This window comes from Paenibacillus sp. FSL R10-2734 (assembly GCF_037963865.1).
Lineage (GTDB): Bacteria > Bacillota > Bacilli > Paenibacillales > Paenibacillaceae > Paenibacillus_AQ.
Map to the genome: position 1 here is coordinate 891,267 of NZ_CP150170.1, position 14,336 is coordinate 905,602.

Annotated in this window: 15 protein-coding genes; 12 read left to right on the forward strand and 3 right to left on the reverse strand. The window is 47.3% G+C overall.

All coding sequences use genetic code 11. The features are described from left to right. Window positions 1–65: 65 nt before the first annotated feature. From NSS67_RS04080 to NSS67_RS04110, 7 genes are all read left to right on the forward strand, one after another. The gene (locus NSS67_RS04080; protein WP_339320497.1) at window positions 66–1,175 is read left to right on the forward strand and encodes an ABC transporter ATP-binding protein; all 1,110 of its coding nucleotides are present in this window, start codon (window positions 66–68) and stop codon (window positions 1,173–1,175) included. Continuing rightward, on the forward strand, window positions 1,165–1,977 hold the full coding sequence (locus NSS67_RS04085; protein ID WP_339318432.1) for an ABC transporter permease: 813 nt from the start codon (window positions 1,165–1,167) through the stop codon (window positions 1,975–1,977). The genes NSS67_RS04080 and NSS67_RS04085 overlap by 11 nt, the downstream gene beginning before the upstream one ends. After that, window positions 1,967–2,800, forward strand: a complete 834-nt coding sequence (locus tag NSS67_RS04090) for an ABC transporter permease (protein WP_339318433.1) — start codon at window positions 1,967–1,969, stop codon at window positions 2,798–2,800. Before NSS67_RS04085 ends, NSS67_RS04090 begins: the two co-directional genes overlap by 11 nt. Then, window positions 2,797–3,870: an ABC transporter substrate-binding protein gene (locus NSS67_RS04095; protein WP_339318434.1), complete on the forward strand. Its 1,074-nt coding sequence runs from the start codon at window positions 2,797–2,799 to the stop codon at window positions 3,868–3,870. The genes NSS67_RS04090 and NSS67_RS04095 overlap by 4 nt, the downstream gene beginning before the upstream one ends. 179 nt (window positions 3,871–4,049) lie before the next feature. Further along, entirely contained in the window at window positions 4,050–4,724 is a 675-nt protein-coding gene (locus NSS67_RS04100) for a response regulator transcription factor (RefSeq protein WP_339318435.1), read from the forward strand. After that, a complete protein-coding gene (locus NSS67_RS04105; RefSeq protein ID WP_339318436.1) occupies window positions 4,721–6,088 on the forward strand; it encodes a HAMP domain-containing sensor histidine kinase in 1,368 nt (455 codons plus the stop codon). Before NSS67_RS04100 ends, NSS67_RS04105 begins: the two co-directional genes overlap by 4 nt. Before the next feature lie 199 nt (window positions 6,089–6,287). After that, on the forward strand, window positions 6,288–7,274 hold the full coding sequence (locus tag NSS67_RS04110) for an alpha/beta hydrolase (protein WP_339318437.1): 987 nt from the start codon (window positions 6,288–6,290) through the stop codon (window positions 7,272–7,274). A gap of 65 nt (window positions 7,275–7,339) precedes the next feature. Here NSS67_RS04110 and NSS67_RS04115 read toward each other — a convergent pair whose 3' ends face one another. From NSS67_RS04115 to NSS67_RS04125, 3 genes are all read right to left on the reverse strand, one after another. Continuing rightward, window positions 7,340–8,161: a class I SAM-dependent methyltransferase gene (locus NSS67_RS04115; protein WP_339318438.1), complete on the reverse strand. Its 822-nt coding sequence runs from the start codon at window positions 8,159–8,161 to the stop codon at window positions 7,340–7,342. A gap of 289 nt (window positions 8,162–8,450) precedes the next feature. Next, window positions 8,451–9,302, reverse strand: coding sequence for a 1,4-dihydroxy-6-naphthoate synthase (locus tag NSS67_RS04120; RefSeq protein WP_339318439.1), 852 nt, complete (start codon window positions 9,300–9,302; stop codon window positions 8,451–8,453). Continuing rightward, window positions 9,302–9,964, reverse strand: coding sequence for a futalosine hydrolase (locus NSS67_RS04125; RefSeq protein ID WP_339318440.1), 663 nt, complete (start codon window positions 9,962–9,964; stop codon window positions 9,302–9,304). Before NSS67_RS04125 ends, NSS67_RS04120 begins: the two co-directional genes overlap by 1 nt. Before the next feature lie 287 nt (window positions 9,965–10,251). On the opposite strand from NSS67_RS04125, the gene NSS67_RS04130 reads away from it, so the two are divergent. From NSS67_RS04130 to NSS67_RS04150, 5 genes are all read left to right on the forward strand, one after another. Beyond that, complete coding sequence (locus tag NSS67_RS04130; RefSeq protein ID WP_339318441.1) at window positions 10,252–10,725, forward strand: MarR family transcriptional regulator; 474 nt, start codon at window positions 10,252–10,254, stop codon at window positions 10,723–10,725. 141 nt (window positions 10,726–10,866) lie between these two features. Further along, window positions 10,867–11,268: a DoxX family protein gene (locus tag NSS67_RS04135; RefSeq protein ID WP_339318442.1), complete on the forward strand. Its 402-nt coding sequence runs from the start codon at window positions 10,867–10,869 to the stop codon at window positions 11,266–11,268. Window positions 11,269–11,285: 17 nt separating this feature from the next. Beyond that, window positions 11,286–12,236, forward strand: coding sequence for a ring-cleaving dioxygenase (locus NSS67_RS04140; RefSeq protein ID WP_339318443.1), 951 nt, complete (start codon window positions 11,286–11,288; stop codon window positions 12,234–12,236). After that, the gene (locus NSS67_RS04145; protein WP_339318444.1) at window positions 12,233–12,853 is read left to right on the forward strand and encodes an alpha/beta hydrolase; all 621 of its coding nucleotides are present in this window, start codon (window positions 12,233–12,235) and stop codon (window positions 12,851–12,853) included. The genes NSS67_RS04140 and NSS67_RS04145 overlap by 4 nt, the downstream gene beginning before the upstream one ends. Before the next feature lie 154 nt (window positions 12,854–13,007). Continuing rightward, on the forward strand, window positions 13,008–14,240 hold the full coding sequence (locus NSS67_RS04150; protein ID WP_339318445.1) for a multidrug effflux MFS transporter: 1,233 nt from the start codon (window positions 13,008–13,010) through the stop codon (window positions 14,238–14,240). Window positions 14,241–14,336 lie beyond the last annotated feature (96 nt).

Consider the following 14,336-nt stretch of genomic DNA (forward strand, 5'->3'; position numbering starts at 1 on the left):
CTCCGCGAGATGCGGGTAAAATAGTATTGTAATATTTAAGGTAAGGGAGGTTGTTAGCTATAGCTATTCAGGAAGGCACCATTATTTCATTTGAAAATGTTATTAAGCAATACGACGACGAAGATCCGGTGTTAAAAGGAGTCAGCTTTGAAATAGAGCGCGGCAAATTCTATACACTACTTGGTCCATCAGGCTGTGGTAAAACGACTATTCTACGGTTGATCGCTGGGTTCGCTGAGCCAACAGGCGGTTCTATCTATTTAAACGGTAAAGTAATTAACCACATTCCCGCCAATGAGCGGCAGGTCAATACGGTATTTCAGGATTACGCGTTGTTTCCACACTTGAACGTATTCGAGAACGTGGCTTTCGGACTGCGCATTAAGAAGCTTAAGAAAGACGTCATCACGAAGAAGGTGCAGGAAGCGCTAAGCTTCGTTAACCTTGTGGGCTATGAGCAGCGTGCTATTAACGAAATGTCTGGTGGTCAGCGTCAGCGTGTGGCCATTGCTCGTGCGATTGTGAATGAGCCGCAGGTTCTATTGCTGGACGAGCCTTTATCAGCGCTCGATCTGAAGCTGCGCACAGAGATGCAGTACATACTGCGTGAAATGCAGCAGCGGTTAGGCATTACCTTTATTTTCGTTACACATGACCAGGAAGAGGCACTCGCGATGTCCGACTGGATTTTTGTTATGAACAAAGGGAAAATCGAGCAAAGCGGTACACCTAACGATATTTATGATGAGCCGATTAACCGTTTCGTGGCTGATTTTATTGGCGAGTCCAACATTGTGCCGGGAGTTATGATTGAAGACTATTTGGTGGAGTTTAACGGACGGCGCTTTGAATGTTTTGATGCCGGGCTTAAACCAAATGAATCAGTGGAGATTGTTATTCGTCCAGAGGATTTAGAAATTTCCACGCTGGAGCAGGGTAAACTACGTGTGCGAGTGGATTCCCAGTTGTTCCGGGGCGTACACTATGAAATCAGCTGTTATGATGAATCTGGACATGAATGGCTTGTGCATTCTACACGTAAGGCGACTGTAGGCAGTGAAATTGGCCTTTATTTTGATCCAGAAGCGATTCATGTTATGCGTTTCGGTGAAACGGAGGAAGAGTTCGACAAACGTCTGGAAGCTTACGCCGAGGTGGAGAGTCATGAAGAATAAGGGCAGATCGTATTATCTCATCCCTTATTACCTGTGGATCGCCTTGTTTGTAATCGCACCGGTGTTACTTGTCATCTATTATTCTCTATTTGATCTGGATGGGCATCTTACGCTAGATAACTACGTGAACTTCTTTACACCTGTGTACTTAAAAATGACGCTGACCTCATTCTGGTACGCGTTTCTGATCACAGCATTCTCTTTGCTGGTCGCCTATCCGGCGGCTTATCTGTTGACGAGAACGAAGCATAAGCAGCTATGGTTATTGCTGATTATTTTACCGACCTGGATTAATTTGCTGCTGAAAACTTACGCTTTTATAGGCATATTTGGTACGTTCGGACCGATTAACAATTTCTTTGATCTGCTTGGAATCGGAGAACAGCAAATTTTGTTTACGGGCTTCAGCTTTGTATTTGTATCTGTCTATATCTTTATCCCATTCATGATCTTGCCGATCTACAGCGCTTTGGAGGACCTCAATTTATCCTTGCTGGATGCGGCGCGTGATTTGGGTGCTTCGGGCTGGACAACGTTCCGGCGCGTTATTTTTCCTTTGACCATTTCGGGTGTGCGTGCAGGCTGTATGGCAGTATTCATACCAGCACTGTCCCTGTTTATGATTACTCGTCTGATTGCGGGCAACAGGGTCATTACGCTCGGCACTGCGATTGAGCAGCATTTTCTGGTCACACAGGACTGGGGTATGGGCTCTACGGTTGCAGTGTTTCTGATTGCTATTATGGCGCTGTTCATGATTATTACAGGCGGATCGCGGAGAGGGGTGCGGAATGAGAAATAAAAACGGGTTCTCCAATCTGTACCTAGTGCTGGTGTTCGCTGTTCTGTATGCGCCAATCTTCTACTTGATGTACTATTCGTTCAACAGTGGGGGAACGATGCACAAGTTCGAGGGCTTTACGCTGGACTACTATCGTGAGGTCATCCAAGATACGCGGCTGATTATCATCATGATCAACACGCTTGTGATCGCGCTCCTGTCTTCGGCTATCGCCACGATTATCGCTATTATTGGTGCGCTGGCCATTAAAAGTGTGCAGAATCGCCGTGCTAAAAACACCTTGCTATCGCTGAACAACGTGCTGATCGTCAGCCCGGATGTCATTATCGGTGCATCGTTCTTGATCCTGTTCACCATTGCGGGCATCAAGCTTGGCTTCGTGTCCGTCCTGCTCTCACATGTGGCATTCAGTGTGCCAATTGCCGTGTTGATGATTCTGCCGCATTTACAGGATATGAGTCCTTCACTGACGGATGCAGCACGTGACCTAGGGGCAAGTCGCAAGGATGTTCTGACTAAGGTTATTCTGCCGATTATCAAACCGGGGATCTTCAGTGGATTCTTCATGGCACTTACGTATTCACTGGATGACTTTGCGGTTACGTTCTTCGTAACGGGTAACGGTTATTCGACGCTATCGGTTGAGATTTATTCCAGAGCTCGGCAAGGGGTATCGCTCTCCATTAATGCGCTGTCGACACTGATCTTTCTGTTCACGATACTGCTCGTTGTCGGTTATTACTTCCTAACCCTTAAGAAGAACCGTCAAAATACCGCTGAAGCCGTGGCGGAGCCTGTTGCGGAAGCGGGGGTGCCTAGATGAAACAGCTGGTAAATACTTTTCTGGCGATCGTTATCACGGCATTCGCTCTAATGTACTTGGGCTCCTGGATGAACTCAAGAGAGGGCTATTCCGGCGGAAATACACTGACCATCTATAACTGGGGCGACTATGTCGATCCTGACTTGCTGAAGGAATTTGAGAAAGAGACAGGATTAACGGTCATTTACCAAACCTTTGACTCTAATGAAGCCATGCTAACTAAAGTGGAGCAGGGTGGAACTACTTTTGATGTCGTAATTCCTTCCGATTACGCCATTGACAAGATGAAAGAAGAAAATCTGCTCATACCGCTAGATCATAGCAAGATTCCGAATCTAACGAACATTGATCCGAGGTTTATGGATCTTTCGTTCGATCCTGGTAACAAGTATTCCGTACCTTATTTCTGGGGAACCGTCGGGATTATCTTCAATCCCGAAATGACCAAGGGGCTGGACTTCACTAGCTGGGATTCCCTCTGGGACAGCAGGCTGAAGAACAACATCTTCTTGGTGGATGGAGCCCGTGAAGTGATGGGCATGGCTTTGAACAGCCTACATTATTCCGTAAATGACCGAGACGAAGAGCATCTTCAAGAAGCGCTGACTAAGCTAAATAAGCTCTCTCCTAACGTAAAGGCGATTGTCGGAGATGAGATCAAGATGCTGCTTGCCAATGAAGAGGCTGCGGTCGGTATTGTGTGGTCCGGTGATGCTTCTGAGATCATGGATGAGAATGATAAGCTTGATTATGTAGTGCCGGAGGAAGGTTCGAACAAGTGGTTTGATAATATGGTCATTCCACGGACTGCGGATAATGTGGATGGAGCGCATAAGTTTATTAACTTCATGCTGCGTCCAGATGTAGCGGCTAAGAATGCAGAATACGTAGGTTATTCCACACCTAATATTCCTGCGCTGGAGCTGCTTCCGAAGGAAACTTCCGAGGATACTCGTTTCTATCCATCTGCTGAGATTACCGACCGACTCGAGGTGTATGATAACCTTGGTAAACGGATGCTCGCGCATTACAACGAGCTGTTCCTGAAGTTTAAGATGAATAAGAAGTAAATCGTTTGGAAGTAAGGTCAAACGAGTCAAAGAGCGTCTACATGCGGTTTACCGCGTTAGACGCTCTTTTTTGAAATATTAGAAAGTATATCTTCTAAGGAGGACAACGGCGTTCCTTCTTGGCTGGAAGTATATTGTAGTATAATGAGTAGGATGGATAACAGGAAAAGAGGATGCGAATGCCGACTATACTGGTTGCTGACGACGATGCGAACATTCGCGAACTCGTCTGTTTATTTCTACGTAACGACGGATTCGACACAGCGGAAGCCGCAGATGGTAAAGAAGCGCTGGCCGTCTACAAATCGACGCATGTCGATCTTGTCGTACTCGATATTATGATGCCGATTATGGATGGTTGGACGCTTTGCAAGGAGCTCCGTAGAGCCAATCCTGATCTTCCCTTACTTATGCTAACCGCTAGAGGTGAAACCTGGGAGAAGGTGAAAGGCTTCGAACTGGGGACAGACGATTATTTGACGAAGCCATTCGATCCACTGGAGTTGACGGTTCGTGTTAGATCTTTATTGAAGCGATACAAGATTGGCTCCACACAGATGATCCAATTCGGAAACGTCATCCTTGATCGGCAGACCTATAAGGTGATGAGAGGAACGGAGTCGCTCACGTTGCCGCTCAAGGAGTTCGAATTGCTATATAAGCTCGCTGGAACACCTGGACAAGTCTATACGCGTGAGCAGTTAATCGATCAGATTTGGGGGATTGATTACGCTGGAGATGATCGAACGATAGACGTACATATTAAACGGCTACGTGAACGGTTTGCGACTACACCTGATTTTCGAATCGAGACGGTGCGGGGGCTTGGCTACAGGCTTGAGGTTTACGAATGATCAAATCCTTATATACACGTGTTGTTCTGACCTTTCTGGTCTCCGTGATCGGAGGCACATTGATTGCTTTATTTGTGACAACGTGGGTTTTTCAAGATAAATTAAACGAAAACCTGCGAATTCCCTTACTTCGCTTTGGTCAGGACATCGCCCGGATATACGAAGCCTTACCGTTACGTGAAGCGGATGCTCTTGTAAGTGGAATGAAGCAGCTTGATTCCTATCATATTCGAATTTACGATGAGCACGGCCAGTACCGGTCTTACGGAGTGCTTAATGGAGAGAGCCCTGCTACCGTGACTGAGGAGCAGCTAAAGAAAGTACTGGATGGGCAAGCTGTTCAAGTTAAACCGAATATGTCTTCTTCCAACCTCTTAGGGCTGCCTTTGAAAACCGAAATGGGAAAGAAGGCGATGTTTGTGGAGCCGCTTGTACCTCCTACCATGTCTTCTACGAGGAATTTGCTATTTACTTTTTTGGTGTATTCGTTAATAACGGGAAGCGTGTTGATACTGGTCGCCTCCATCTTTCTGGTGAGACCGATCAAAAGGCTGACAAAGGCAACTAGGCGAATAGCAACTGGGGATTTCAACGTCGAATTGAATATTAAGCAGACGGGTGAGTTAGGTACCTTAGCTAATAGCTTCGAAGAAATGATGCACGATCTGCAGCAGCTTGAACAAATGCGCAGGGAGTTCGTAACGAATGTGTCACATGAGGTTCAATCTCCGCTCACCTCCATATCTGGTTATGCTATTGCGCTCAAGAAGGTAGCCCTCACAGAGGATGAACGGAATCGTTATCTCGACATCATTATTGCTGAAGCGGAGCGGATGTCCAAGATGAGCGATAGTCTGTTAAAGCTGAGCCTGCTTGAATCACAATCCCAACAACTACGGCTTATCACGTTCAGTCTTGATGAACAGATCAGACGAGTAATCGTGGCGATACAGCCACAATGGTCGGCACGAAACATCAGTTTTGAGCTTGATTTGAAGCCGGTAATCGTATGGGCTGACCATGATCTGTTAAGTCAGGTGTGGACGAATCTCCTTGGAAACAGCATCAAGTTCTCCAAGGATGACAGTGTGATTAACGTCAGCATCAAACAAGATATGAACAACGTGACCGTCCGAATTTCCGACACGGGCATTGGTATTTCTCTCGAGGACCAAGAGCGTATATTCGAACGATTCTTTAAGGCTGATCGTTCCCATAGTCGCAAGTATGGCGGTAGCGGTATGGGACTGGCGATCGTCAAACAGATCGTCTCGCTTCATCAAGGTGACATTCGGGTGGAAAGCGAACCTGGCCAAGGAACGACCATTATCGTTACTTTACCAATTATAGCGCCGACAGAGTAATTAGATTACAAATGCTATTCTTCAGGCTACGATTTCACTTGCAATCCTTCTTGCACGTGACGCCGTAGCATTTTTTTGCCTGTTCATATTCCGTTCATATTCCGTTCATGTTGTCGTCATCAGGAGTACATCTTCTTTGGTTAAGATCTCATTAGCGCAAACGTTAAGGCGATTTAATAAATAGATTGGACAGGAGAAGATGAGGGTGACACAAACAGAGGTAATAAAAACGGGGAATGAAAAGAAAAAACATAAAGTACGTAACCTGTTGCTGAAAATATTAGGAGCAATAGTGATTTTGATCGTGCTTTTTCTAGCCGTTGTTTATACAGTTAATGTGATCAGCAGCAAATCCGAACAGGGAAAAATACATCATTATGGTCAACTAGTCCCTGTGGATGGAAAAAATATGAATGTGTTAATTCAAGGAACAGGGGAAGAGACGATCGTTCTTCTACCGGGCTTTGGAACAGGAGCGCCAGCACTTGATTTTAAACCGCTGATCGATGAATTATCACCCTATTACAAAGTGGTTGCGGTGGAGCCGTTTGGGTATGGATTAAGTGATGAAACCAAAAAAGAACGAACTACAGAGAATATCGTAAGTGAAATACATGAGGCGGTACAGGGTCTTAACATTGATCGATATATTCTAATGGGTCACTCGATTGCAGGTATTTACGGATTGGATTATGCGAATAAATATCCAAACGAGGTGAGTGCTTTTGTGGGGATCGATAGCAGTGTTCCGACGCAAGGCGGTATGGATGTTAAATTTCCAATAAAGAAATTAAAACTGCTCAAAGATTCAGGTATCATTAGATTGGGATTGAAATTAAGTGGTGACCCTTATGATGGACTGCCATTTGACGATGAGACTAAAAAACAAATGAAATTGATTTCGCTCAAAAATATGAATAATTCCACTACCCTAAATGAAATGGAACATATATATCCTAACTTTGTTGCTTCCAGAGAGTTATCCTTTGACAAGAATCTTCCCCTAATATTCTTTATACAGGCTAATAATGAAGGTGTGAAAGATTGGATTCCTCTACATGAAGAGCAAGTCAAAGATTCTGTGCATGGAAAAGTGATGACATTTGAGGGCGGACATTATTTACACCATTCCAGGTCCAAGGAAATCGTTGAGAACCTAAGGGCATTCATGGGAGAAATTAAATAAAAAGAAGAAAACGCCCCGATCCTCCTTTGAGGAGGATCGGGGCGTTCTTTGTATTGTAGAGGAGATTATTTGATGCCGATTCTCATCCGATAGCTGACCAGAACCTCTAGGGTGCGTCCTTGAAAATGTTGTTCAACCGCAGCGGTGAAATCTGCGATGTCCTGATCGAGCAAGGTAGCGTCCTGCTTCAGCACGGTTCTTACTCCGCCTTGACTTAGAGCGAGTCCGACGTAGCGCTGCGCATCGCAGAATTCAAGATTATGAAATACGATCTCTCTAGCAAAAGAGAACGCTCCACTAGCCTGAATCCGTGACAAATGCCCCTCTTTGTCCCATTTATGAGCCCTCTCAGCATCAGGTAAGAGCGAGGCGAGCAGTTCCTCTGACTTGGAGATCAGTTGGTTGTAACGTTCTTCTACCTTCTGATTAAGGGGGAGAGGCCAGTCGCAATCGTAGGCAGCGAAGACGCCACCTGTTCGTAAGACCCGAGAGACTTCTCGAAGTGTACTTTCAGGATCCATCCAATGGAATGACTGCGAGCAGGTCACAATGTCTACGCTGTCCGCTGCAAGTGGAAGCTGGTTAGAATAACCTTGTACAAAAGTGATAGTTTGTGGATCTTCTATTCGACTTAATTTATCGATTGCTTTTCCCAGCATATCTGGATTCGGTTCAATGCCAATTACGTTGTCTGCGACATCCTTCCACAGAAAAGTAGACAAGCCCGTGCCACAGCCTATATCAGTGACGACTGAAGGAGAGGTGCCTAAGTAATCGGTCAGCAGCTTGATGATCATGGCAGGAGCTTCGGGACGGTAGCGGTCATAGTCCTCTTGAAAGCCGAGAAATCGATCGATGTTTTGCTTGCTATTGTTTTCAGGTATCATGTGATCCTCCTTCATAGAGCTTATTTATAGGTCTATTGTATAGTCATCGCTATGCTATGCCAAATAATGGATCGCAGACAATCGGAGGGAGTGCTACTTAGAACAAGCATAAATGCCTTCGACGTCCTTATAAGGAGGGCAAGCGTTTAAGCGAGAAATATAAGACATAAAGTATGGTGTGAAACTTATACTTTCTTATATTTTAAACAAAATCCCCGGAAGGCACCTTATGGGTGTAACCGGGGATTGTGAGCTAGTTTTAAAATGCGCTAAGAACGCCTTGTAAATGCTACCGAAGTAATGCAGGGTCGATGGCAGGTACAAGTCCTTCTGCTGCAGCACGATTTAGTAGGGCGGAGATTGCAGCGTAGCCGTCATCGCCTAGATTCATCGAGAAGTCGTTCACATAGAGATCAATATGAGATTTAGCCACCTCTGGAGCCAGCTCTTGAGCGTGGCTAAGCACATAGTCTCTAGAATCGGTAGGATGATTCCACGCATATTGAAGAGAGCTGCGAATCCAGTCCGTGATGGCATCGGTATCGAGATCGCGACGAGCAATGATAGCGCCGAGTGGAATCGGCAGTCCAGTATCGCTCTCCCACCAGCTGCCAAGGTCAGTCAGCATATTAAGACCATAAGACGCATAAGTAAAGCGGGCTTCGTGAATTACCAGTCCGGCATCGATAAGTCCATCGCGTACGGCAGGCATGATCTCATCAAAAGGCATGACGACGATTTCGCCAATGCCTCCCGTTACATGCTGTGCTGCCCATAATCTGAAGAGTAAATAAGCAGTAGAACGTTCGCTAGGCACTGCAATCCGGCGTCCGGCTAGCTTTTCGGGACGTTTGATCGCAGTTGGGCCACTTGCCGTAAGAAGTAACGGGCCGCAGCCACGACCGAGTGCGCCGCCGCATGGCAGCAGCTTGTATCGATCTAATACCCATGGTAGGGCGGCATAGGAGATTTTAAGGACTTCAGGTCCTTCTCCGTTAGCGGCAAGCGTATTGGTAATATCGATATCGGCATAGGTTACATTAAGTTGTGGCGCATTTGGGATAAGCCCGTGTGCCCAGGCGTGGAATACAAAGGTATCGTTAGGGCAAGGGGAAAAAGCGATATTAAGCTCAGTTGTCATTACAGCACCTCCAGTAGTATAGCGGCTGCCGCCGTTAATGCTTCCATTGCATCGCCGATCTTCCAAGCAGCCCGGTCGCGGGGACCGACCGGGTTCGAGATGGCGCGGAGCTCCAGTACCGGGAGCCCCAGCGCTTTAGCGGCCACGGCAACTCCGTGGCCTTCCATTGCCTCCGCGACGGCATGAGGATGCCGCGCGATCAGAGCGGCGGCCGTCTCCGCGGTGCCGGTCGCCGTAGAGACCGTAAGCACGGTTCCCGTGCTTACGGTCAGTCCGGCCGCTGCCAGCGCGGCCGAAACCGCCTGCACCGTGCCGCGGTCAGCCGGCACGGACACGCTGCCGAAGCCGAGCTCGGCAGCGCTGCGGAAGCCCTCCGGCGTCTCGGCCCCGAGGTCGGCGGCAATCATCTCACTGGCAACGACCAGCGAGCCTAAAGGTGCCACCCCCGGGAACCCGCCGCCGATCCCGGCGCTGATTACGCAGCTGTATGACCCAGCTGCGAGTGCCGCGGCGGTTCCCGCCGCCGCTGCTGCCGTGCCTGCGCCGGCAGCAATCACATGGAACCTGTCGCTGCCTTGTAGGCCGCGCAGGACCGCGTCGCGCTCTGCGGCTACGGCTGTTACGATTAGCACGCGCCGCGCTCCAGCTTGTTCCTCCACCATCAGGTTCCCTCCTTTGAGAAATGTGAAATCGCTTACTAAATAGTCATTCGTAAAGACAAGAATACGCCGTTTTAGGGGTCAGGTCAAACTTAGAGTGATTTTCATCACGCTCTTAAAAGGTCGCAGAAAAAACATAAACCGTTCGTTAGGCCTCTTATGTAATCTTTTTTGAGCGGCAAGGTTGACAAAGATACTGTGAAGAAGTATAGTTATCTTAACTTAAAGATATTTAATGTAAAGACATTTACATTGTATTGAATAACATCGCTGTCAAACTGGAGGTGGAAATGATGGGTAATACTGAAGAGAATGTAAGTAATGTAGAGAATACTACGGAGATGGATCAGGCGTCTTCTTTAAAGTTATTTGTTGTATTATCTAAGGCTTACAGAAGCTTGATGGATCAAGCTGTGAAGGATATGAAGAGTTATGGGCTGGCATCCGCCGAGTTCATGGTGCTTGAGGTGCTGTATCACCGGACCCGTATTCCACTGCAACAGATCGGGGAGAAGATTCTCGTAACGAGTGGAAGCATCACCTATAATATCGACAAGCTGGAGAAGAAAGGCCTGCTGAAGCGTGTGCCGTGTAGCGAGGACAGACGCGTTACTTATGCGGAGATTACGGATGCAGGGCGTGAGCTGTTCGATAAGATTTTCCCGCGTCATGTAGCTTCGATTCATGATTTGATGCGTGGACTGGATAAGGAAGAGAAGGGCCAGGCTATCGAATTACTAAAGAAGCTAGGCAAAGGTGTATAGAAGCGCTGAAACATCGCTATGAAGGGCGCTTCTAGAAGGTCGGAAGCAGCTCGCTGCTTCTTGCCGCTGGAAGACAAAAATTTTTACTAGATATCTTAATGTTAAGATAATTAAATCAAAGAAAATGGGAGCGAGTTAAAAATGATAAGTACAGGAATATTATTGATGAGATTAGTGATTGGTATTGCATTCATAGGACATGGTGCACAAAAGTTATTTGGTTGGTTTGGTGGCTATGGCCCGAAGGGCACGGGCGGCTGGATGGAGTCCATCGGCATTAAACCGGGCGTTACGATGGCGGTATTGGCAGGACTTATGGAGCTGGTAGGCGGATTCATGTTCGCGGCAGGACTTCTGACGCCTGTTGCAGCGGTGTTGATTGTAGCTACAATGCTGGGTGCCATCGTTAAGGTACATGCGGCGAATGGCTTCTGGTCTACTTCGAACGGGATTGAGTTTCCGCTTACGGTACTGGTGGTTGCTGCAGGCATAGCACTTACGGGACCGGGTTCGATTTCTCTGGATGCGTTGATTTTTAACTAAGAAGGAGGTTTATAATTATGACACTTCAAACTGCAGGAATCCATCATATTACCGCTTTTGTTGGAGATGCTCAGCGTAATGTTGACTTCTATGCCGGTATTCTAGGACTACGGCTTGTGAAGAAGACGATTAATTTTGACGCTCCGGAAGTTTATCATTTATATTTTGGGAATGAAGATGGTGCTCCGGGGACGATTATTACATTTTTCCCTTCACCTACGGGGCGTAGAGGAAGAATCGGCAGTGGGCAGGTTGGCGTAACGACTTACGCAGTACCGATTGGCTCTCTGACATTCTGGGAGCAACGTCTTGCCGCTTATCGGATTTCGGTTACCAAAGGAAGCAGAATCTCGGAATCTTATCTCTCTTTTGCAGATTATGATGGTTTGCGGATTGAGCTTGTGGAACGGGAGGAAGGACCGCTAAGTAAGTGGTCCTTCGGTGGGGTTCCTACTGAGCATGCCATCAAAGGGTTCGGAGGCGCTGTGCTCTACAGCAACAATCCGCTGCAAACTGCAGAAACCCTTGTCTTAACGATGGGAATGGAGCATATCGCTGATGGAGACGGATATAGTCGTTATAGAACTACTGGAGATCTGGGTAATATTATTGATCTGAAGACAACGCCGGTTCCGCAAGGAGCGGGAGGTACAGGTACGGTTCACCATATCGCTTGGCGTGCGCAAGATGACGCTGAGCAGCTGGAATGGAGTCGTCATGTACAGAGTCATGGACATCGTCCGACGCCGGTTCAAGACCGTCAATACTTCAATGCGATCTATTTCCGTGAAAGAGGTGGAATCCTCTTCGAGATTGCTACGGACCCTCCGGGTTTTGCCCGTGATGAAGCAGTGGATGCGTTGGGTGAGAAGCTAATGTTGCCATCCTGGTTTGAGCCGCATCGTGCGGCTATCGAAGAAAATTTAAGTCCTTTTCAAATAAGAGAAATTGAGGTGAAGCAGGGATGATTCATGTATTCCATAAAGGTAAAGACGTAACGAAGCCCACGCTTGTATTATTTCACGGTACTGGAGGCAATGAGCAAGACTTACTGCCGCTTGCCGGGTTGTTATCTCCCGATTCATCGGTGCTAGGTATCAGAGGGAATGTGCTGGAGAACGGTATGCCGCGATTCTTCCGACGGATAGCTGAAGGGGTGTTCGATGAAGCGGATCTAATCTTCCGTACTCACGAGGTCAAGCAGTTCCTGGATGACGCCGCCGCGCAGTACGGATTCGATGCCAACAATCTGGTGGCCGTGGGCTACTCTAATGGTGCGAACATTGCGGGTAGCTTGCTGTTCCATTATAAGGATGTTTTCCGCGCCGCAATACTACTGCATCCGATGGTACCGCTCCGGAATATTACACTTCCTTCGCTGGAGGGGGTATCTGTCTTCATTGGAGCAGGCACGAATGATCCGCTCATAGCTTCCTCGGAATCTGAGGATCTGGAGACGATTTTGCAGAAGGCAGGCGCAGAGGTTACAACACACTGGGGCAATCAAGGCCATCGTCTGAGTGCTGCTGAGGCTGAAGCCGCTAGAGATTGGTTGCATATGCGCAGCACATCCACAAATGCATAAAACAATCAGAATAACCGCCGAATGGCGGTTATTTTTGCTTGTACAGGCGCAAGTACCCTCCATAAAAGGATTGATCAATGCACTTCCTTTACGTTAGTATGAAGAATACAAAAAAAGGCCCAAGGGTTGCTTTAGAAAGGTTGAAGTAAGGATCATGATTGGAATTCAAAATGGTAATAAGCTTGCCGCAGATGGACCCTCACGGAAGCAGAGATTGCAGCTTGCCGTGATTCTTGGTTCCATTACAACGATCGGCCCGTTGTCGATTGATATGTATTTGCCGGCACTGCCTACGCTTGTCGCGGATTTCGGTACGACTGCTGCGTTTGTGCAGCTTAGTCTGACCTTCTTTTTGCTGGGACTTGCTTCAGGTCAGTTAGTCGCTGGACCGCTGAGTGATGTATATGGTCGCCGCCGTCCGCTGCTTATAGGTATGTTCATCTATGCGATTTCCTCAGTGCTGTGTGCCTTTAGTCCTTCGATTGGACTGCTGATCGGTTTGCGGTTTATTCAGGGACTTGCTGGTTCAGTGGGTGTAGTTGTCTCTAGAGCGGCTGTTCGTGATTTATATAGTGGCTCTGAACTCACGAAGTTCTTCTCACTATTGATGATTGTGAATGGTCTCGGACCGATATTAGCTCCGGTAATTGGGGGCCAACTCCTAAGAGTAACTACATGGCAGGGGATATTCCTCGTATTATTTGCTGCCGGAATTATATTTTGCCTAACCATATTATTACGTTTGCCGGAGACATTGCCGAAGGAGCGACGCTCTAAGAGTGGACTGAAGGGTACGCTGCTTACCTTCCGAGTATTGCTTGGCAACCGTAAGTTTATGGGCTATGCCTTGTCTCAGGGGTTTGTTACGGCATCTATGTTCGCTTATATCTCAGGTTCTTCTTTTGTATTGCAAAATATTTTTGCAGTTACTCCGCAGGTATATAGTCTGATCTTTGCTGTGAACGGGATCGGGATTATTATTACTGGCCAAATTGCCGGCAGACTTGCTGGCAAGGTAAGTGAGACTAAGCTGCTACTTAGTGGACTATTGCTCTGTACGATGGGGGGGATCTTACTGCTGCTGACGATTCTCTTAGGAGGAGGACTGATCCCAATTCTGATCTGTCTATTTGCAGTTGTCTCCAGCGTGGGGATTGTCGGAGCGACCAGCTTCTCACTTGCAATGCAAGATCAAGGTGAAACTGCAGGCAGTGCCTCAGCGTTAATCGGATTAATACCCCTGCTGCTAGGGAGCTGTGTAGCGCCACTTGTTGGTCTTGGGGGAGTTGATTCAGCACTTCCGATGGCGATTGTGATAGCATGTACGGGAATTCTCTCGATTCTGTCTTATCTGCTGCTTGTTAGACGAGGAAAAGCGAGTTCCTAGCATTCTCTCGTTGAAACCTAGTAAGTAGTACTTTCAGCAAACTTTCAGCGGGTCTTAACGTTCCTTACCTACAAAAGGATTATATTGGAGGTAAGG

Bases quoted from the DNA above. Each gene is read 5' to 3' on its own strand.
- NSS67_RS04125 (WP_339318440.1), bottom strand. From the start codon at position 9,964: ATGGTGGAGGAACAAGCTGGAGCGCGGCGCGTGCTAATCGTAACAGCC.
- NSS67_RS04140 (WP_339318443.1), top strand. From the start codon at position 11,286: ATGACACTTCAAACTGCAGGAATCCATCATATTACCGCTTTTGTTGGA.
- NSS67_RS04085 (WP_339318432.1), top strand. From the start codon at position 1,165: ATGAAGAATAAGGGCAGATCGTATTATCTCATCCCTTATTACCTGTGG.
- NSS67_RS04090 (WP_339318433.1), top strand. From the start codon at position 1,967: ATGAGAAATAAAAACGGGTTCTCCAATCTGTACCTAGTGCTGGTGTTC.
- NSS67_RS04145 (WP_339318444.1), top strand. From the start codon at position 12,233: ATGATTCATGTATTCCATAAAGGTAAAGACGTAACGAAGCCCACGCTT.
- NSS67_RS04115 (WP_339318438.1), bottom strand. From the start codon at position 8,161: ATGATACCTGAAAACAATAGCAAGCAAAACATCGATCGATTTCTCGGC.
- NSS67_RS04100 (WP_339318435.1), top strand. From the start codon at position 4,050: ATGCCGACTATACTGGTTGCTGACGACGATGCGAACATTCGCGAACTC.
- NSS67_RS04095 (WP_339318434.1), top strand. From the start codon at position 2,797: ATGAAACAGCTGGTAAATACTTTTCTGGCGATCGTTATCACGGCATTC.
- NSS67_RS04105 (WP_339318436.1), top strand. From the start codon at position 4,721: ATGATCAAATCCTTATATACACGTGTTGTTCTGACCTTTCTGGTCTCC.
- NSS67_RS04120 (WP_339318439.1), bottom strand. From the start codon at position 9,302: ATGACAACTGAGCTTAATATCGCTTTTTCCCCTTGCCCTAACGATACC.
- NSS67_RS04150 (WP_339318445.1), top strand. From the start codon at position 13,008: ATGATTGGAATTCAAAATGGTAATAAGCTTGCCGCAGATGGACCCTCA.
- NSS67_RS04110 (WP_339318437.1), top strand. From the start codon at position 6,288: ATGAGGGTGACACAAACAGAGGTAATAAAAACGGGGAATGAAAAGAAA.
- NSS67_RS04135 (WP_339318442.1), top strand. From the start codon at position 10,867: ATGATAAGTACAGGAATATTATTGATGAGATTAGTGATTGGTATTGCA.
- NSS67_RS04130 (WP_339318441.1), top strand. From the start codon at position 10,252: ATGATGGGTAATACTGAAGAGAATGTAAGTAATGTAGAGAATACTACG.